The following is a 19,794-nucleotide window of genomic DNA, read 5'->3' on the forward strand; positions in this document are numbered from 1 at the left end:
TTATTAAGAAAAAACGCAATAAACAGTTTGATGTTTATTGCGTTTTTTTATGTTGTATTTATTAGTAGGGTATTTATGATTTCATAGTTACAATACGTTGAGGTAATGGAGCTTCATAACTTTGTTCTCCTAATGCTTCTACAATTTTCTGTCTGGTGTCCCAGTATACGTCCCAGTAATCTTCACAGGTGGAATATGGCAGGGCTAATAACTCTACCCCATTCGCACCTAAGTTATTTACGGCAACTCTTGGTGCTGGGTCCTTTAATACGTTTTTATCAGCTTGCAAAACGTCTAAGACAATCTGTTTTGCTTTTTTGATATCAGTGCCGTACTGAATTCCAAATGGCATATCTACACGTAAGTTTCCTTTGGTGCTTAGGTTGGTAATCGTTCCTGCTGTAATAGCGCCGTTAGGTATGATTTCCGTTTTGTTCTGAAAGGTTTCTAATATCGTTACAAAAATGGAGATTTCCTTTACAAAACCAAGTTTTCCTTCTGTTTCAATAAGATCTCCTACTTTAAAAGGTCTGAAAATCAAAATCATTACTCCTGCTGCCATATGACCTAAAGAACCGTTGAAAGCACCTCCTATAGCTAATCCTATCGCTGCTAATAAGGCAGCAAAGGTAGCTGTTGGAATACCGACAATTCCTGCAATAGAAATAAAAAGAAGTAGTTTTAAAATAAAATTGACAAGTGTAACAAGAAAAGGTTTAAGAGTTTGGTCTATATTGCTTTTGTTGAAAGCTTTTTTTACAGCTTTCATTACCATTTTGATGATCCATAGACCAATGATCAGCGCGATGATTCCTCCAACTATTTTTAATCCGTATTGGCCAATGCCTTCTTGGATTGAGTTAAAAAAACCTCCCAGAGAATCTAAAATAGTTCCTCCTGCTTCTGTGGTAGCCGTTACGGCTGTATCCACAACTTTTTCAGATGTTTGCATAATTTATTTTTATGTTATGTGTTAATATTGTTAAAATTAAGATATAAAAAATATGACAGAAAAGGAAGGAGGGGAATTAGAAAGCTGTTATGAGATAAGAAACCTTTTTTTTCGATGAAGTGTTAACTGATTTATGTAATAATGACGTTATATCCAGTTTCTTAAATAAAAAAAAACCTGTTTCCTGATGAAAAAATAAGGAAACAGGTGATAGAAAATTCTTTCTTTTTTTTAAGTGAGATTTAGCTGTTTTTAGTAGCTGTAATTTCTGCGATTTTTACGATTACTGCTACAGCTTTAATCATACTTTCTACAGGCACATACTCATAACGCCCGTGAAAGTTGTGACCTCCTGCAAAAATATTGGGACAAGGCAATCCCATAAAACTTAATTGAGACCCATCTGTACCTCCTCTTATAGGTTTTATGATAGGAGTAATGTCTAATGATTTCATTGCTTCTTCAGCAATATCTACAATATGCATTACCGGTTCTACCTTTTCTCGCATGTTGTAATACTGATCTTTAATCACAGCTGTAACAGTAGCTGCTCCGTGTTTTTTGTTAAGCGTTTCAACAACGTCCTCTATTGTTTTTTTTCGCGCTTCGAATTTAGTTTTGTCGTGATCTCTTATGATGTAGTGTAGGGTAGTTTCTTCAACTTTTCCCGAAGTTTGGTATAGATGGAAAAAGCCTTCTCTGCCACTGGTGTGCTCGGGAGTTTCCAGCTTCGGTAATGAATTGATGAACTCCTGTGCAATATACATGCTGTTAATCATTTTTCCTTTGGCATAGCCAGGGTGGACAATTTTACCTTTGATAGTAATGACGGCTCCTGCAGCATTGAAATTCTCGTATTCCAATTCTCCGATTTGACTTCCGTCCATTGTGTATGCCCAGGAAGCGTTGAATTTTTCGACATCAAATTTATGTGCGCCTCTTCCGATTTCTTCATCAGGAGTAAATCCGATTCGTATTGTTCCGTGTTTGATCTCAGGATGTTGAATCAGGTATTCCATAGCCGTGATAATTTCTGTAATTCCGGCTTTGTCATCTGCTCCTAATAAAGTTGTTCCATCCGTAGTGATCAATGTTTGTCCTACATATTGTTTCAGATCTTCGAAATAATCAGGAGAGAGAACAATGTTGTTCTCTTTGTTTAATAAAATGTCTTTTCCGTCATAATTCTCTACAATTTGTGGGTTTACATTAGCACCTGTAAAATCAGGAGAAGTGTCAAAATGAGAAATAAACCCTATGGTAGGAACTTCATGAGATACATTGGATGGTAGTGTAGCCATGATATATGCATTTTCGTCAATAGAGACATCTTCTAGTCCGATATCTTTTAATTCCTGAACGAGTTGGTTGGCTAAATCCCATTGTTTTTCTGTACTGGGAGTAGTGTCACTGTTAGGATCACTTTCTGTATCTACTGTAACATAACTGATAAAACGCTGGGTGATATGTGATTTGGAAATCATATGTGTATAATAATATCGTATTGAACTCCAAAAATAAAATTATGTTTAGACTTTACCTGACATAAGTGAAGAATTATAATGAGAAGTTGTCTTTTTAATAGAATAATAGCTAAAAAAAAGCCCGAAAAAGAATGCTTATGAGAATCGTGTCATAATTTTTTTAGCTATAGCAACAAAGAATAAAGCTAACGGGTATGTAATTATAAATTTGTAAAAAAATAAAGAAACCCAGTTTTGAAATAACTCCTGTTGAAGTAAAGGAGTTTTGATGATGGTAATGATCGCATTTATAGCACAAAGAGGAGAGGCTACAAGTAAAACAAATAGTAAGTTTTTTGAATAACTTCTAAAAACATTCATAATCCGGTTCATAGGTGCTTGAAGATTGTAGTTTTTGTGCTAATGATTGATGGTGTTCGGGAGAAGTAGTCCAATGATTAAGCTCTTCCTGAGATTGAGATATCATCAGATGGTAGTAGTCTTCAGATGTTGTTTTTTTGTGACAATTTTTTTAATAAAATCAGCTTGTTTCAGAAGTAAGTTCCTGACTTTTTTGAACCAGGAAGGAAAAATATTTTTCCTTCCTGATTTGGGTGATGCTGGACAATTATTGAGGCTATTTATTTTTGACTTGCCTGTAAGAAAGAAGCGGAGTCCTCAAAAAAGCGATACGTTGCTATTTTTCCATTTTCTACCTCACACATGAGTACCCAGTCACTTTTGAATAATTTATCGGTAGCCTTTACTTTATGAATAAAACTACCCTGAGCAAAAGCGATAGCATCTTCACTAATAATGTGGTGTATCTGAAAATCTTTTGTTTCAAAGGTGTTAGCAAGAATGTGTAAGAATTTTTGAACTCCTTTATGACCAGTGAATGTTCCATAGAGGTCGGCGCCTTTTATTCCGTTTTCATTGATAGAGATGATTTTTGCATCTTTGGCAAAGTCAGAAAGAATACCGTCTTCATCTCCATGGCTAAAATGTGTAAAAAATGAATTGATAACTTCCTTGCTGGAACGCTGAGGTTTTGGATTGGATTGTGCAACTACCGTATAGCTGATCAAAGAGAGTAAAAAGATTAATATTTTCATAAGTGCAGTAATTATAGGGTTAAAAATGTATCTGTATTTATTTGATGTCCAAAATGATGTATGGTGTTGTCAATGAAATATTGACGTTGTTCTTTTGTAAAAGCAGCAGTTGCATCCAGAAGAACAGTGGTGTTGTACCCTTTATCATGTGCTTCACGCAGTGTGGATTCCACACATACATGGAGTGCATATCCGGCTAAGTATAAATTTTCGATTTTATTATTTCGCAAATACGCATCCAGGTTTGTTCCTGCAAAAGCACTAGCTCCCATTCTTCCTGATATTTCAAACTCTCCTTCTAAGGGGGCGAATTTTGGGTAGAATTTTTCTCCTTCTTCTCCGATAATCCATGTTTGTGCTTTAGGAATAGCAGCTTGCAGTCCTGCTTTTCCTGTACCTCCAAATTCAGGGTATCCTTTGTGTAGTCTAAGTGTGACATGCAGAATATGGATCCCTTTGTTGTTTCTAGCGAATTGCAATGCGCTTTCTATTTTTCTTTCGGAGAGTATCAACTGTTCTTCGTCTTCCACAAGTTTCCTTAACTTTCCTGTTGGAGCAAGCCATTCATTTTGACATTCGATTAATAATAAAGCGGTGTTTTTCATAGTACCCATGGGTTTTTAATATGTGAATGATAGATTTTTGTTACAATTTGCCATTGTTTCTCGAATTTTAATAGGGTGATGTAATCTGTAAAGATTAAGGTGTTGTTTCTGTAAAGTTTTAGTTTCACGAAAGCAGCATCCTGTGTAATGTCTATTTGTGCGATTTCTCCTTTGAAACTTCTAAGTCCATTGTTGTGATCCGGACCATTTTTGTATGTTTCAACCATAGTTATCCAGTTTTCTAAAGGAAGCTTTTGAAGTGAGGTGCCTTCTTTATAAAAAATAGCAAAGTCTTTATGATATCCTCTGCGCATTTCTTGAGTTTTCATTGTATTTAATGCTCCGTTTAGGTAACACTCATTAATAAGTAACTTTATTTTTTCTTCTTCCATGCTTGGTTTTTTTTTGGAGCATGCATTTAGTATGATAAAAAGAATAATAAGTAGTGATTGTAGTTTCTGCATAATTATTGTAGTTAATATTCTTTAATTGTAAATAATCTACAATGCAATATTAAATATTTTATTTAAATTAGCGACAATAATTGTAAATAATTTTCAATCTATGGCTAAAAAAGAAGAAGAAGGACTCGCTAGGGCATTTGATTATGAGTTTTTAGAAAAGTTGATTGTAGGGATTGGAGAAGTTGCGAAAATAGCCAACATTCCTACGCGACAATTAAGGTATTGGGAAGAAAAGAATATCATTAAAAGTGTTACAGAAGAAGAGGGGAAGAATAGGCGATATGATTATAAAAACATAAAAAAAATCCTTCTGATAAAAGAATTGATGGATGATGGTTATAGTCTTGATGGAGCGGTGAATAAGGTAGAGAGAAGAATGAAAATGATAGAGGAGTCTTTATCGAAGTTTAAAAAATAAACAGAATCTAATGGGGGGAATGTTTATTTGCTACGACAAATAAGCAGTAATATTATTAAAAAAGATAATGAGTTAGTATGAAACCATTGTTAATTCCCCTTTTCTTGTGTGTTTGTATAACTTCTAGTGCTAAAAAATATGATATACAGGACCGTAATGTTATTGATTTTGCAGAGAAAACACTAACAGAGGTTGCTGTTGTTGTACCGGTATTAGCGTATAATGAATTTACTTTTTTTAATGGAGATTTTCCTATTAGTAAAGAGTTTTACCTTTTACAAGCTAAGGATATTGTCAGAAAGAAACGAAAAATAGAGGAAATCTGTTTTGCTAATTATGTGATGTTTGAAGGTCAGTATTTTACAAAAACTTCACCGAAAAAAAAGAGTAAATACCGCATGGCTAAAAAAAGATTGCGAGAAATAAGACGACTAAACAGAGCGGTGAATGCTGATCCTGATTTATTGACAGGAAGTAGATTTTGGGACGGGATTATTGAATTTATAGGAGAAGTATTAAGATCTTCTTCAGAAGCATATCCATCTTATTATAAATCCATGTATAGAGATTCTTTTTATGAAGGTGCTCCTGTTCAGTAAAGTGTTTTTTTAGTATTTACAGAAGCGTTATTACACATGGCAAGGAGAAACCGTGTGTAAGAAAATACATTTCTTATTTCTGAGGTAAAGCATTATTTTTGCACCAGAAAAAAAAACTTCATGTATAAAACCCTCGTACGACCAATTCTGTTTCTGTTTGATCCGGAGAAAGTTCATCATTTTACATTTGCTTTTATAAAAATCATTTCCAAGATTCCATTCATGCCTGCATTGTTTAGGAAGATGTATCTGGTAAAGGATAAAAGGTTGGAAAGAGAAGTTTTTGGATTAAAGTTTTCTAATCCGGTGGGATTGGCCGCAGGTTTTGATAAAGAAGCAAAATTATATAATGAGCTGAGTAATTTTGGATTTGGTTTTATCGAAATAGGAACTATTACACCCAAAGCGCAATCAGGAAATCCCAAAACCAGATTGTTTCGGTTAAAAGAAGATCAAGGGATTATTAATAGAATGGGCTTTAATAATCAGGGGATAGAAGCTGCAATAAAAAACCTGAAGAAAAGAAATACTAATCTGGTAATAGGAGGAAATATCGGAAAAAATACAGATACTACTCCCGATGATTATACAGCAGATTATGAAGCTTGTTTTAAAGCATTGCATCCATATGTAGATTACTTTGTAGTGAATGTGAGTTGTCCGAATGTAGGGAGTCATGCTAAGCTACAAGATAAAGGATATCTGTTAGAGCTTTTGGGAGGATTGAAAAAGATCAATGCCAAGGAAGCTAGTCCGAAACCTATAGTTCTAAAAATAGCACCAGATCTCAATAACCAGCAATTGGATGAAATTATTGAAGTAGTAAAAGAAACGAGAATTGATGGGGTGATTGCATCAAATACATCAGTGAACAGAACAGGGTTAAAAACTTCTGAAGCCAGATTGAATGCGATAGGAAATGGAGGGCTTAGCGGAAAGCCGATTACGGAAAGAAGTACTCGGGTTATCAAATACCTGTCAGAGCATTCGGATAATGCATTTCCTATTGTTGGGGTGGGAGGGATTCACACCGCAAAAGATGCATTGGATAAATTAGCAGCAGGCGCAACACTTGTACAAGTGTATACAGGTTTTATTTATGAAGGACCTAAGCTTGTCAAAGAGATAAATAAAGCGCTTTTGAAATGATTAAAAATCATTTTTTAGATGAATTATGAAATTTTATACGCCTTCGTTTTTGCGGCGACAATTTTAGCACTGTCTCCTGGTCCAGATAATATCTTTGTTTTGATGCAAAGTATGGTGAATGGAAAAAAATACGGATTAGCAACTGTAGCGGGACTAGTCTCTGGTTGTTTAGTACATACAAGTTTGGTGGCATTTGGAGTGTCTGCGGTTATCAAACAAAGTGAATTGTTGTTTTTTGCAGTAAAATTACTGGGAGCATTGTATCTGTTTTACCTAGCGTATAAGGTTTGGAGAAGTGATGCTGCTATTGATCTTTCAGATGGAGGCGTGCCCAAAAAAAGCCTTGGACAATTGTTTAAACAAGGTTTTTTGATGAATGTACTCAATCCAAAAGTCTCTATTTTTTTTCTGGCATTTTTTCCTGGTTTTTTATTCAGCAATACAATAAGTCATGTTATTCAGTTTTATGTACTGGGATTTCTTTTTATGGCTGTCGCATTTATTGTTTTCGGGTTGATTGCAGTTTTAGCAGGTTTTATCTCAGATTTTATCAGAACCAATAAAAAAGCAACAATTGTTTTAAAATGGGCACAAGTAGTTGTGTTTGCAGGAATCGGAATTTTTATCCTGTTTTCTGGAAAATAATTCTATTTTTATACTCAAAATTCAACATTTTATAGATTCCGACCCCATATGATGGAAGAAAAGGTAAAGCTTATTGAATGTCCCAGAGATGCAATGCAAGGTATTAAAACATTCATTCCCACAGAAAAAAAAGTGCAATACATTCAATCGTTGTTGCAGTGTGGTTTTGATACTATCGACTTTGGGAGCTTTGTGTCCCCCAAGGCGATTCCGCAAATGGTGGATACTGCAGAAGTATTGTCGCGTCTGGATTTATCTGCTACCCAAAGCAAGTTGCTGGCGATTATAGCAAATGTACGGGGAGCCAATGATGCCGTGCAGCATGAGGCGATAAATTATTTAGGGTATCCGTTTTCTATATCAGAGAATTTTCAGATGCGTAATACGCATAAAACAATTGCAGAATCTGTCGATACACTTCAGGAGATTTTAGCTATAGCAGCCCAAAAAAATAAAGAGGTGGTAGCCTATCTTTCTATGGGATTTGGGAACCCCTATGGAGACCCCTGGAATGTGGATATTGTAGGGGAATGGACAGAGAAATTAAGCGCAATGGGGGTGAAAATTTTGTCGCTTTCAGATACCGTAGGAACTTCTACGCCTGATATTATCACGTACTTATATGAGAATCTCATCCCAAAATATCCCGAAATAGAATTTGGAGCACATTTGCATACAACGCCTTCTTCTTGGTTTGAGAAGGTTGATGCAGCTTATAAAGCAGGATGTAGGAGGTTTGATGGTGCAATTCAGGGATTTGGAGGTTGTCCGATGGCAAAAGACGAACTGACAGGGAATATGCCTACAGAAAAAATGCTGTCTTACTTTACAGCTGAAAAAGCAGATGCAAATATCAGGACTATGAGTTTCGAAGCTGCTCATAATGAGGCGACAAAAATATTTTCGGTCTATCATTAAGCCTCTGTTCTGTATTTTACTTATGATGGTTTCGCCATATAGTTTGTAATGTTAATTTAGATTTATTTAACTTAATAGTTTGTTGAGAGTAATTTCTTGAGTATATTTGCTCCCTGTTAATTATTTGTAATAAATCTAAATAAAAAGGGAATGAAAGCACATAACCTATTTAAAATGGCATTTGTATCAGGAGCGATGATCTTGGGATCTTGTTCTTCTGATGATGATAACGGATCTTCAGTACCATCTTTTGATGAGCCGGTAAACTACGTATTTGAACGTGACGGAAAAAGTACAGTGGATTTTGGTGGACAGACTACCAGAATTGCAATGGCAGAAGAAATTATTGACGCTTTTAAAGTGAAAACAACAGAAGAGGCCGCTTTGTTAGCAATGTATGCACACGAAAAAGGAAAAAACGATTTTTCTGACCCTGCGTTAAATGCATCTGATAAAAGTGCAAAAAGTAAAACAGCAGCTTCTACAGATTATTTTGCAGATAATGCACCAGTATCAGCAGAGATTAAAGCAGAATTTGATTCTTGGATTTCAGGGCAGGTAACCGAAGTATTTCCTAATTGGGAAGTAACTGCTGAGGCAGGTAAAGCAGGAGTGATACAAGAAGCAGGTGGTGGAAAAAACCGCTATGTAAATGCAAAAGGTCTTGAATATGATCAGGCATTCGCAAAAAGTTTGATCGGAGGGTTAATGCTTGATCAGGCAATTAACAATTACCTGGGGACAAACGTACTTGATGCGGGTACAAACAAAGAGGATAATGATAATGGAGTAGTAAAAGAAGGTAAGACATATACGAATATGGAGCATAAGTGGGATGAGGCTTATGGATACCTTTATGGAGCATCTGCAGATAAAACAAAACCAAATGAAACTATTGGAGATGCTGATAGCTTCCTTAATAAATATGTAGGGAGAGTAGAAAAAGATACTGATTTTGCAGGGATCGCAGAGACGATTTTTAATGCCTTCAAAAAAGGACGTGCAGCAATCGTAGCGAAGCAATATTCTGTTCGTGATGAGCAAGCGGATATTGTTAAAGAAAACTTATCAAAAGTAATTGGTGTAAGAGCAGTATACTACTTACAACAAGGAAAGAATGGATTAGGTGCTGCTTCTGTGGATTATGGTTCTGTATTCCATGACCTTTCTGAAGGATATGGATTTGTATATAGCTTACAATTCACACAAGATCCTACAACGAATAAGCCTTACTTCTCAAGAGATGAGGTAAAAGGATTATTGAATGATCTAATGGGAGGAACCAATGGATTATGGACAGTAACTCCAGCTACATTGGATAAAATGTCTGAAACAATTGCAGCTAAATTTGGGTTTACTGTTGCGCAAGCAGGAAGTTAATCTATTGGCTTAATTACGTAAAAAATCTTCTTTTCAATGTTTTGAAAAGAATAATATAAAATAAAAGGGGGCTGAATAGGAGTATATTTCAGCCTCTTTTTTTTACATTTGCAAAATCTTATTAAGAATAAATAAGAATAAATATGAAAAAATTAGTAGTATCTGTCTTTGCAATTGCTTTATTAGTAGTCGCTTGTAGCAAAGATGATAACTCAGATGGAGGAGGAAATAGCGACAGTTTTGACAGAAAGGCAATGCTGCAAAATATGGCAGATAATATCATTCTTCCTTCTTACCAGAACTTTAAAACCGCTTTAGGGTCTTTTCAGAAAGCAACTACCACATTTACCACCACTGCTACAAGAGAAAACCTGGTAGCATTGCGATCAAAATGGGTAGATGCATATAAAGCCTGGCAACATGTAAGTATGTTTGAGATCGGAAAAGCAGAAGAGTTAAGGTATAAGGAATTTATGAATATATATCCGACCAATACCACCAATATCAAAAGTAATATTTCGGGAACATATGATCTGACATCAATCTCTCTGCAAGATGAGCAGGGATTTCCAGCATTGGATTATTTGATTAATGGATTAGGAGAATCAGATGCAGATATTTTAGTGTTTTATACGACAGATGGAGAAGCGGCAAATTATAAGAAGTATATGACAGACCTTGTTGCTCGAATGACGACATTAACAGACGAGGTGGTTGGTAGCTGGACAAATGGATACAGAGATACTTTTGTAAACAGTAGTGGGTCTTCTGCTACCAGTTCTCTGGATAAGATGGCTAATGACTATGTATATCATTACGAGAAGAATTTAAGAGCAGGGAAAGTCGGAATTCCAGCAGGTGTTTGGACTGGGACGGCTTCTGATAACAGCGTAGAAGCATTGTACAAAGGAGATTTGTCAAAAGTATTATTGTTAGAAAATCTGACAGCAATGCAAAACTTATTTAATGGAGTTCATTTTGGTAAAACTACAACAGGGGAAAGTTTTAAAACGTATTTGGATTTTCTGAATACACTTAAAAATGAACAAGACTTAAGTAAATTGATTAATAATCAGTTTGATGCTTCCAGAACTGCAATTGAAAAACTTGGAGATGATTTTTCTGCACAGGTTAGAAATAATAATGAATCTATGTTGGAAACCTATAGCGTATTGCAAAAAAATGTCCCATTGCTTAAAGTAGACATGTTTTCTGCAATGAGTATTAGAGTGGATTATGTGGATGCAGACGGAGACTAATTAAGATCTTCTTTCTTTTGTAATTGTATATCCTACTAAGGATTGCAACAATAAATGTATTATTAAAATTCATCATCCTGATGAAATACCCCTTAAAAGAATATTTCAAAAAAAATACGGAAGCTGCTTCACTAGCAGTTTTTCGTATTTTTTTTGGAATAATGATGTTTTTCAGTATTGTACGTTTTTGGAGTTATGGTTGGATTGAAAAACTGTATATAACCCCTACATTCTTTTTCTCTTATTACGGTTTTGATTTTGTAAAACCCTTGGGGGTATATACCTATGGGATATTTGTAATTTGCGGAATAGCTGCTTTGTGTATTGCTTTGGGATACAAGTATAGGATTGCAGCGATTGTATTTTTTCTCAGCTTTACATATATAGAATTAATGGATAAGACTACCTATCTTAATCATTATTACTTTATAAGTTTGCTGAGTTTTGTGATGATATTTCTTCCTGCGAATGCATACTATTCTATCGATAGCAAAATAAAAGGAATCTCGTATCAGCAAGTGCCAAAATGGACAGTAGATTCGATAAAACTGATGTTAGGAATCGTTTATTTTTATGCAGGATTGGCTAAGCTGAATTCTGATTGGCTGGTACGTGCAATGCCATTAAAAATTTGGTTGCCTTCTAAATATGATATCCCTGTTATTGGAGGGATGATGGATCAGGAGTGGGTGCATTATCTGTTTAGTTATACAGGGGCTATTTATGACTTGACGATTCCTTTTTTACTTCTATACAAGAAAACAAGAGGAGTTGCATTTTTTATGGTAGTGGTGTTTCATGTACTAACAAGAATCCTGTTCCCTATAGGAATGTTTCCTTATATAATGATTGTTAGTACCTTGATATTTTTTGATCCCTCAGTGCATCATCGAATTATAGCGTTTATCTCTAGATTCTTTAAGATTACTTCTAAAGTAACTAATACAAAAAAAGCATGGGTAATGCATCCGGTACGAAGTAAGATAATTACCGGAATGTTTGCTCTGTTTTTTATTGTTCAGCTATTGTTTCCCTTTCGATATGTATTGTATCCGGGGGAGTTATTCTGGACAGAAGAAGGATTTCGATTCTCATGGAGGGTGATGTTGATAGAAAAGGCAGGTTATGCTAATTTCAAAATAGTCGATAAGAAAAAAGGAACGTATTTCTATGTCAATAATGATGATTTTCTCACCACGTTTCAACAGAAACAAATGGCGACTCAATCAGATTTTATTTTGCAATATGCACATTATTTAAAGAAACATTTCGAGTCACAGGGACATCAGAATGTCGGGGTTTATGTAGAGAGCTATGTGACATTAAACGGTCGCTTGAGTACTACGTATATCGACCCGGAAGTAGACTTGGGGGAACTAAAAGAATCATTTAAACATAAAACGTGGATTATTCCATTCAAAGATGAAATTAAAGGTTTATAAAATAATTATCGCAATCACGGTATTCGCATTTTCATATACATCATATGGACAGTATGCTATTTCGGGAAAAGTAATTGATACAAAATCCAAAGGAATCCCTGATGCAGATGTGTATAATCAAAATACGGGAGTACATGTAAAAACTGATCAGGAAGGAAAATTTCTGTTTCCTGATGTAAAAGAAGGGAGTTATGTAATCACGGTATTTGGTCTCGCATATGAGATTAGTGAACAACCATTCGATGTTTCCTCGGATACAGAAATAAAGATTGTACTTAAACCTCTGGGAGAAGAACTGTCTGAAGTGTTGATTACACAACGAAAGAAAAAAATATTTGGACTAAAACAACTAAAACCCGTCGAAGGAACGGCTATTTATGCAGGGAAAAAAAGTGAAGTAGTCTTGCTGGAAAACTCTTTGGGAAATCTGGCAGCAAATAATGCCAGGCAAGTATATGCTCAGGTAGTTGGGTTAAATATATATGAGAATAGTATTGGAGGGTTACAGCTTAATATAGGAGGTAGGGGGTTGGACCCTAATAGAACAGCTAATTTTAATACACGTCAGAATGGGTATGATATTAGTGCAGATGTATTGGGCTACCCGGAAAGCTATTATACGCCTCCGGCAGAAGCATTAAGTGAGATTCAGGTGGTCCGGGGAGCTGCATCCTTACAATATGGGACCCAATTCGGAGGGATGATCAATTTTAAAATGAAACAACCGAACCCTGATAAAGAAATAGAATTGGTATCCAGACAAACATTAGGATCATATAATTTATTTACTAGTTTTAATAGTTTAGGAGGAACCAAAGGAAAATTCAGTTACTATGCATATTTTAATTATAAACAAGGAGATGGTTTTAGACCGAATTCTGATTTTGATTCTAAAAATGCCTATGCACATCTGGGATATCAGTTGACAGAAAACACTAAAATAACAGGAGAGTTTACCTATCTGAAATATTTAGCACATCAACCAGGAGGATTGACAGACGACATGTTTGAGGAAGATCCTGCACAAAGTAACAGAACACGAAACTGGTTTGAAGTAGATTGGAAATTGTTTTCCCTCAGGCTGGATCACAAGTTTAGTGATAAAACTGATATGAGTGTAAATTTCTTTGGATTGGATGCTTCTAGATATGCTTTAGGGTTTAGAACAAATAGAGTAGATCAACCAGATGATATTGATGAACCGAGAGATTTGATAACGGGTGATTTTAAAAACTTCGGAGCAGAGGCAAGAGTGTTATCCAGATATAATCTCATGGGAGAAGAGTCTATTTTCTTAATAGGAACCAAGTATTATCAAGCAAATAATGACGGACAACAAGGACCAGGAGATAATGGAACTTCGATTGATTTTGATTTTAAACACGATAAGTTTTCCAGTTATCCTAGCCAATCTAAATTTGATTATCCAAATCTCAATTTGGCAGTATTTGGAGAAAATATTTTTAAGTTCTCAGATAAGTTCTCGGTAACCCCAGGATTTAGATTTGAATACATAAAAACAGAAATAGAAGGAAGCTTCAGAAATATCGTTACAAACCTGGCAGGAGATGTAATTCTGGATGAGACAATTGAAGATAACAGATCCTTGGAACGATCATTTGTGTTGTTAGGACTAGGAGCTAGTTATAAGCCATTTGATGGTATGGAACTCTATGGAAATATATCCGAAAACTATAGGTCTGTGACGTTCTCAGATATTAATATAGTAAACCCTTCTTTCAAAATTGATACGGATATACAGGATGAATCAGGATTTACAGCGGATATTGGTGCCAGAGGGAAATTGAATGAAGTGGTTTCTTATGATGTAGGGATTTTTGGGTTGTTCTATAATGATCGTATCGGAGTGATACAACAAGAACAACAAGATGGTGCAGTAAAAAACTTTAGAACCAATGTAGGAGATGCTGTTATTTATGGGATGGAATCTCTGATAGATGTAAACTTGAATAAGGTGCTGTTGCAAAATAGTAAAAACACTAGGTTTAATTGGTTTGCTAATACAGCTTTGGTTAATTCCAAGTACCAAAACACAGATAAAGAAGTGGAATTTGTTCCTAATATAAACTTTAAGACAGGAATGTCTTTTGGATATAAAAATTTGGTGACTAGTGTTCAATACTCTTTGTTGACCGATCAGTTTTCTGATGCAGATAATTCGGTAGATCCTAATATTAGCGGAATTATAGGTGTTATTCCATCATATAGCATACTGGATGTTTCAGCTTCTTACACATATAAAATGCTTAAACTGGAAACAGGGATAAATAATTTATTGAACGAAAGCTATTTTACACAACGAGCAACAGGCTATCCAGGACCTGGTATTATACCTTCAGAACCATTGACTTGGTATGTCACCTTGCAATTACAGTTGTAAACAGTAATATAATTCGTCTATGCGCTTTTGGTACATAATAATTGTAATGACTAGGTATGTTTATATCTGAAGTAAAAAGTAATTTAGGAGAAGATATATCTATCTTAATCAGGAAAGACAATCATTCCTGGAATTATTTATGCGAATGTGGAGAGGCTAGTGAGTTAACTGTAAAAGAAATTCAACAAATCAGAGCGATCTTTATAAGTCATACACATATAGATCACTTCGTTAATTTTGATACGATTGTGCGGCATCAGATCGGGATAGAAAGAACAGTTGTGGTTTGTGGTCCCAAAGGAATTAGTGATCAGGTAGCATCCAGACTTAGAGGGTATACCTGGAATTTGGTTGCAGAAAATGCAATTAAGTATCAAATTCGCGAAATATTGGAGGAAGGTCAGGTAAAAACCTATGAAGTGATACCTCCATATTGGAGATTGAAGGAAATAGAAATGGATAGTGAAGATAAAATCTATGAAAATGAAGCTTTTGCGGTTTCATATACCTTATTAGACCATAAAACACCATCTGTAGCATATCGGTTTACAGAACAGGATCGTGTAAAAATATCTTTAGATACCTGTAGCTTTAAAGGAGGAGTATGGGTAGGGGAATTGAAAACCGCATTTGCGAATAACGATGTGGATAGAGAAATAGATGTAGAAGGAACATTGTATAAGGCAGAAGAGTTGTTTTCGTTACTTTGTCTGCAAAAAGGGGATAGCCTGGGGGTAATTATGGATCATGCAGCAAATGAGAGAAATCACCATAAAATCAATAAACTTTTTAAGAACTGCAATACGGTTTTTATAGAGAGTTTTTATAAAAATGAAGATAAAGAACTGGCGGTATTAAATTATCATAGTTATGCCAGAAAATCAGGAGAAATAATGAAAAAAGCAGAAGTAGAAAAAGCAATTCCTGTTCATTTCTCCAGAAAATATAAAGAGAAAGATCTGAAAGCACTTGAAAAAGAGTTTTATGCTGCTTGGAAAGAAGGAGGGTAAAAATACGCTTATTGCAATATATTTGTAATAAAGAATCTTTCTAAAAAGGAATGCAATCTATTTAAAATAGTTCTAAATAAATTATATTTGCATTCGTGATTTAATTATTAATTAAAGATAACATAATCTATGAGGTATTTGATTATTGCTTTTGCACTATTAGTAATTTCTTGTAAAAACGAAAAAAGTCAAAAAGCGGAAACTCCGGAACAAAAAGAAAAAGTAAATGAAGTTAATGTGTATACACATAGACATTATGAATCAGATCAGAAACTATTTGCACTTTTCGAAAAAGAAACAGGAATTAAGGTAAATGTAGTCAATGCGTCAGCAGATGAATTAATACAAAAAATGACAGCAGAAGGAGAGCAGTCTCCTGCCGATGTTTTAATTACAGTTGATGCTGGACGTCTTGTACGTGCGAAACAGAAAGGGTTATTACAGGGAGTAGAATCTCAAATGTTGGAAATTAATATTCCAGAACACTTGAGAGATAAGGATAATCATTGGTTTTCGTTGACGAAGAGAGCAAGAGTTATTGTGTATGCAAAAGATCGTGTAAAACCAGAGGCTTTATCTACGTATGAAAACCTTACCGAAGATGCCTGGAAGAAGAAGGTGTTGATTCGATCGTCTAATAATATTTACAATCAGTCATTACTGGCTTCTATGATTGCTCATAAAGGAGAAGAAGAAGCTACAAAATGGGCAAAAGGGATTGTAGATAATATGGCGAGAACACCGAAAGGAAATGATAGAGATCAGGTAAAGGCTGTAGTTGCTGGAGAAGCGGATGTTGCAATTGTTAATACCTATTATATAGGAAAGCTTCTTAATTCTAAAAATCCAGAAGAAGTAACAGCTGGAGAGGGAGTAGGAATCTTCTTTCCTAATCAATCAGAAAGAGGAGCTCATATCAATGTTAGTGGAGCAGGAATTGCAAAATACGCTCCCAATAAAGAAAATGGGATCAAGTTTATTGAGTTCTTAAGTAGCCCTGCTGCCCAGAAAGTATTTGCGGATTCTAATTATGAGTATCCTGTAAACGCTTCTGTACCAGCATCTGATTTGCTGCAATCCTGGGGGACTTTTAAAGAAGATGTATTGCCATTATCAGCATTGGGAGAAAATAATAAAAAAGCAGTACTTATTTTCGATACAGTAGGATGGAAGTAAAGAGAAGTCATAAGTGTATTTTGATATTGAAAATAATGATGTAATTGAGCAGGCAATAGTAGTAAATGAAAAAAGACACTTCGTATTCTTTATTATATAAAATAAAACGTTTTAAACGAGATATAAATCAGTGGTCAATAGCAACATTGGCCATTGTTTTTATTATAGCATTTCCAGTGATTACAATTTTTTTGAAATTGTTTTCAGGACCTGGAGAAACCTGGGATCATATTGTGGCAACCTTATTGCCAGAATATACAAAAACATCGATAGCCTTAATTATAGGTTGTTCTGTTTTTACACTGATTTTTGGGGTATCGACTGCCTGGATTGTGTCCAGATATGATTTTCCAGGAAGGAAGATGTTAGAGTGGCTATTGATTCTGCCGTTGGCTATTCCTTCCTATATTACAGCATATGCATATGTAGGGGTGTTTGATTATGGAGGAACCTTGGAATTACTCTTGGAATCTGTAAATATAACATTACCTAAAATCGATATTATGAATACGTATGGGCTAATTTTTGTTCTTAGTTTTTCATTATATCCATATGTGTATGTTAGTGCACGTGCTGTCTTTTTGCATCAGGCTGGGAATTTGATAGAAGCTTCAAAGTTATTAGGAGCTGGAGAGTTAAAAACATTTTTTAAGGTTGTATTTCCTCTGGCCAGACCAGCAATTATCGGAGGATTGATTTTAGTACTGATGGAAGTATTAAACGATTATGGAGCAGCGAAATATTATGGAGTAAGTACATTTACTGTTGGGATTTTCAGATCCTGGTTTTCTTTAGAAGAACCTGATACGGCAGTATACCTTTCTGCGATACTAATTGTTATTATTTTTGGGTTAATTGTATTGGAGCGATTTCAACGACGAAAAAAGAAATATCATAATGCCTCAAAATCCAATAGACCTCTCTGTCGTAAAAATAGTAAGGGAGTGCAGAAAATAGGACTTATATGTTGGGTAGGGATTCCGGTTTTTATAGGTTTTTTGATTCCTGTAGCTCAATTGTTATACTGGGCAGTATTAACCTATACAGATGTATTTTCAGTAGCTTTTTTTTATACTGCGTTGCAAAGTTTGGGGATCGCAATATTATCAGCAGTTATTACAGTGATAATCGCTTTAAAGCTGATTTACTTTACCCGATGGAATAAGATAAAACAAATAAACCTCGTCGCCAAGATGAGTACCTTAGGATATGCGATTCCGGGAGCAGTGATTGCTGTTGGAGTGATGATTCCAACACTGTTTATTGATAAGTGGCTGTATCGCGTGCTCAGAGAAGCATTTTCTTGGGAAGTAGGTTTGTTGATTAATGGAACAATCATAGGATTGATATATGCATATGCAGTTCGGTTTTTGGCAGTAGCCTATTCTCCCATAGAGGGTAGTGTGTCGAAAGTAGGAGAAGGGATATCTGAATCTTCAATGATGTTGGGAGCAGGAAGGTGGAGAACTTTTTTTTCGATTGATATTCCTCTGATTAAAAAAGGTATGTGGAGTGCGGTTTTACTAGTGTTTGTAGATATTATGAAAGAGCTACCTCTAACGCTGATTCTAAAACCATATGGGGTAACCACACTAGCTGTCAAAGCTTATGAATATGCCAGTGATGAGATGATTGCAGAAGCAGCATTACCCTCATTATGTGTAATCCTTACCGGAATTCTGCCAGTGATATTTTTAAACCGATTAATAACCAAATAAATGAGTTTGTTAAAAATACATAACCTTAGTAAGTCTTTTGATAATGGAAAAACAAAAGTTCTTGATACGGTTTCTTTTGAACTAGAAAAAGGACGTGTATTGACAATCGTAGGAGAAAGTGGAAGTGGAAAAACAACCCTGATTCGTTTGATTGCCGGATTAGAAACTCCGGATGATGGAATTGTCGAGCTAAATGATACAATACTATCTTCTGTAGATATAATGGTACGTGCAGAGAAAAGAAATGTAGGTTTGGTTTTTCAGGATTATGCATTATTCCCGCATATGACGGTGCAAGAAAATATAATGTATGGAATTCATAAACAACATGATAAGAAAGAACGAGTAGCTGAGGTTCTGGAATTGGTAGGATTGTCTGGTTTCGAAAGTAGATATCCGCACCAGTTATCCGGTGGACAGCAACAACGGGTGGCATTAGCCAGAGCATTAGCACCTCGCCCCGAAGTGTTAATCCTTGATGAACCTTTCAGTAATCTGGATGTTATTCTCAAAGACCAGTTGAGAAGAGAGATTTTTGAAATCATTCATAAGACAGGCGTAACAGCAATTTTTGTAACACATGATACAGATGATGCTCTTTCTGTGTCTGATAGTATTATTGTTCTGCAAAAAGGGAAAATGATTCAGAATGCTACAGCATTTGAGCTTTTTAATGCTCCTAAGACTCCGTATGTAGCTTCTCTGTTTAGTGCAGTGGTTAATTTTACAACAAAAGAATTAGAAGAGTTTAGATATCCGGCATCTGAAAGTACTTCTTACATGCTGAGAACTTCAAGCTTTCGAATAGAAGAAGATACGGATTATTCAGTAACAGCACGAGTGCTCTCCGTTCTCTTTATGGGAGCATATTACCAGATTTCTGTAGAGACTCCCCAAGGGAATCTTTATACTATTTGTTCCTCAAATGATTATCAAAATAAAAACATAACAATAGGATTTAATCAACCTGACATATTTCATTTTGAATGTCAGATTAATTAAAATAGTCTGAGTATAAATTAGTCTGATTTATACTTTAAAACCAATGAAAACACTACAAAAACCGTAATTTAGTTAAAT

General features: G+C 35.2%; 18 protein-coding genes. 13 read left to right on the forward strand and 5 right to left on the reverse strand.

Translation table 11 applies throughout. The features are described from left to right. Positions 1–73: 73 nt before the first annotated feature. From ACFSTE_RS10575 to ACFSTE_RS10595, 5 genes are all read right to left on the reverse strand, one after another. Entirely contained in the window at positions 74–952 is an 879-nt protein-coding gene (locus ACFSTE_RS10575; RefSeq protein WP_176029258.1) for a mechanosensitive ion channel family protein, read from the reverse strand. Between the two features lie 242 nt (positions 953–1,194). Then, complete coding sequence (gene pepT, locus ACFSTE_RS10580) at positions 1,195–2,436, reverse strand: peptidase T (RefSeq protein ID WP_176029259.1); 1,242 nt, start codon at positions 2,434–2,436, stop codon at positions 1,195–1,197. Between the two features lie 620 nt (positions 2,437–3,056). After that, positions 3,057–3,530, reverse strand: coding sequence for a nuclear transport factor 2 family protein (locus ACFSTE_RS10585; protein ID WP_378256419.1), 474 nt, complete (start codon positions 3,528–3,530; stop codon positions 3,057–3,059). A gap of 11 nt (positions 3,531–3,541) precedes the next feature. After that, complete coding sequence (locus tag ACFSTE_RS10590) at positions 3,542–4,135, reverse strand: cysteine hydrolase (protein ID WP_378256417.1); 594 nt, start codon at positions 4,133–4,135, stop codon at positions 3,542–3,544. Further along, positions 4,132–4,527: a nuclear transport factor 2 family protein gene (locus ACFSTE_RS10595; RefSeq protein ID WP_378298132.1), complete on the reverse strand. Its 396-nt coding sequence runs from the start codon at positions 4,525–4,527 to the stop codon at positions 4,132–4,134. The genes ACFSTE_RS10590 and ACFSTE_RS10595 overlap by 4 nt, the downstream gene beginning before the upstream one ends. A 172-nt stretch (positions 4,528–4,699) precedes the next feature. Here ACFSTE_RS10595 and ACFSTE_RS10600 point away from each other — a divergent pair, with 172 nt between their 5' ends. The 13 genes from ACFSTE_RS10600 to ACFSTE_RS10660 all read left to right on the forward strand — a co-directional run bounded on the left by ACFSTE_RS10600 (position 4,700) and on the right by ACFSTE_RS10660 (position 19,716). Continuing rightward, positions 4,700–5,017: a MerR family transcriptional regulator gene (locus ACFSTE_RS10600; protein ID WP_378256413.1), complete on the forward strand. Its 318-nt coding sequence runs from the start codon at positions 4,700–4,702 to the stop codon at positions 5,015–5,017. A gap of 77 nt (positions 5,018–5,094) precedes the next feature. Beyond that, positions 5,095–5,616, forward strand: coding sequence for a hypothetical protein (locus ACFSTE_RS10605; protein WP_378256412.1), 522 nt, complete (start codon positions 5,095–5,097; stop codon positions 5,614–5,616). Between the two features lie 120 nt (positions 5,617–5,736). After that, positions 5,737–6,765, forward strand: coding sequence for a quinone-dependent dihydroorotate dehydrogenase (locus ACFSTE_RS10610; RefSeq protein WP_378256410.1), 1,029 nt, complete (start codon positions 5,737–5,739; stop codon positions 6,763–6,765). A gap of 18 nt (positions 6,766–6,783) precedes the next feature. Beyond that, complete coding sequence (locus ACFSTE_RS10615; RefSeq protein ID WP_176029266.1) at positions 6,784–7,410, forward strand: LysE family translocator; 627 nt, start codon at positions 6,784–6,786, stop codon at positions 7,408–7,410. A gap of 51 nt (positions 7,411–7,461) precedes the next feature. Beyond that, positions 7,462–8,328 (forward strand): hydroxymethylglutaryl-CoA lyase, encoded by an 867-nt coding sequence (locus ACFSTE_RS10620; RefSeq protein ID WP_176031109.1) that lies wholly within the window; start codon positions 7,462–7,464, stop codon positions 8,326–8,328. Between the two features lie 150 nt (positions 8,329–8,478). Beyond that, positions 8,479–9,708: a DUF4856 domain-containing protein gene (locus tag ACFSTE_RS10625; protein WP_378256407.1), complete on the forward strand. Its 1,230-nt coding sequence runs from the start codon at positions 8,479–8,481 to the stop codon at positions 9,706–9,708. A gap of 143 nt (positions 9,709–9,851) precedes the next feature. After that, positions 9,852–10,967, forward strand: coding sequence for an imelysin family protein (locus tag ACFSTE_RS10630; protein ID WP_378256405.1), 1,116 nt, complete (start codon positions 9,852–9,854; stop codon positions 10,965–10,967). Between the two features lie 80 nt (positions 10,968–11,047). After that, positions 11,048–12,409: an HTTM domain-containing protein gene (locus ACFSTE_RS10635; protein ID WP_378256403.1), complete on the forward strand. Its 1,362-nt coding sequence runs from the start codon at positions 11,048–11,050 to the stop codon at positions 12,407–12,409. Continuing rightward, a complete protein-coding gene (locus ACFSTE_RS10640; RefSeq protein ID WP_378256401.1) occupies positions 12,390–14,810 on the forward strand; it encodes a TonB-dependent receptor domain-containing protein in 2,421 nt (806 codons plus the stop codon). Before ACFSTE_RS10635 ends, ACFSTE_RS10640 begins: the two co-directional genes overlap by 20 nt. A gap of 56 nt (positions 14,811–14,866) precedes the next feature. After that, positions 14,867–15,820 carry a peptidase gene (locus ACFSTE_RS10645; protein ID WP_378256400.1) on the forward strand — a complete coding sequence of 318 codons (954 nt, stop codon included), beginning with the start codon at positions 14,867–14,869 and terminating at the stop codon, positions 15,818–15,820. 129 nt (positions 15,821–15,949) lie between these two features. Further along, positions 15,950–16,996 carry a Fe(3+) ABC transporter substrate-binding protein gene (locus ACFSTE_RS10650; RefSeq protein WP_176029272.1) on the forward strand — a complete coding sequence of 349 codons (1,047 nt, stop codon included), beginning with the start codon at positions 15,950–15,952 and terminating at the stop codon, positions 16,994–16,996. 65 nt (positions 16,997–17,061) lie between these two features. After that, positions 17,062–18,714 (forward strand): ABC transporter permease, encoded by a 1,653-nt coding sequence (locus ACFSTE_RS10655; protein ID WP_378256398.1) that lies wholly within the window; start codon positions 17,062–17,064, stop codon positions 18,712–18,714. After that, complete coding sequence (locus tag ACFSTE_RS10660) at positions 18,715–19,716, forward strand: ABC transporter ATP-binding protein (RefSeq protein ID WP_378256396.1); 1,002 nt, start codon at positions 18,715–18,717, stop codon at positions 19,714–19,716. It abuts the gene before it with no gap. Positions 19,717–19,794: the final 78 nt, after the last annotated feature.

The sequence above is a fragment of the Aquimarina hainanensis genome (assembly GCF_042684685.1).
Classification (GTDB): Bacteria; Bacteroidota; Bacteroidia; order Flavobacteriales; family Flavobacteriaceae; genus Aquimarina; species Aquimarina hainanensis.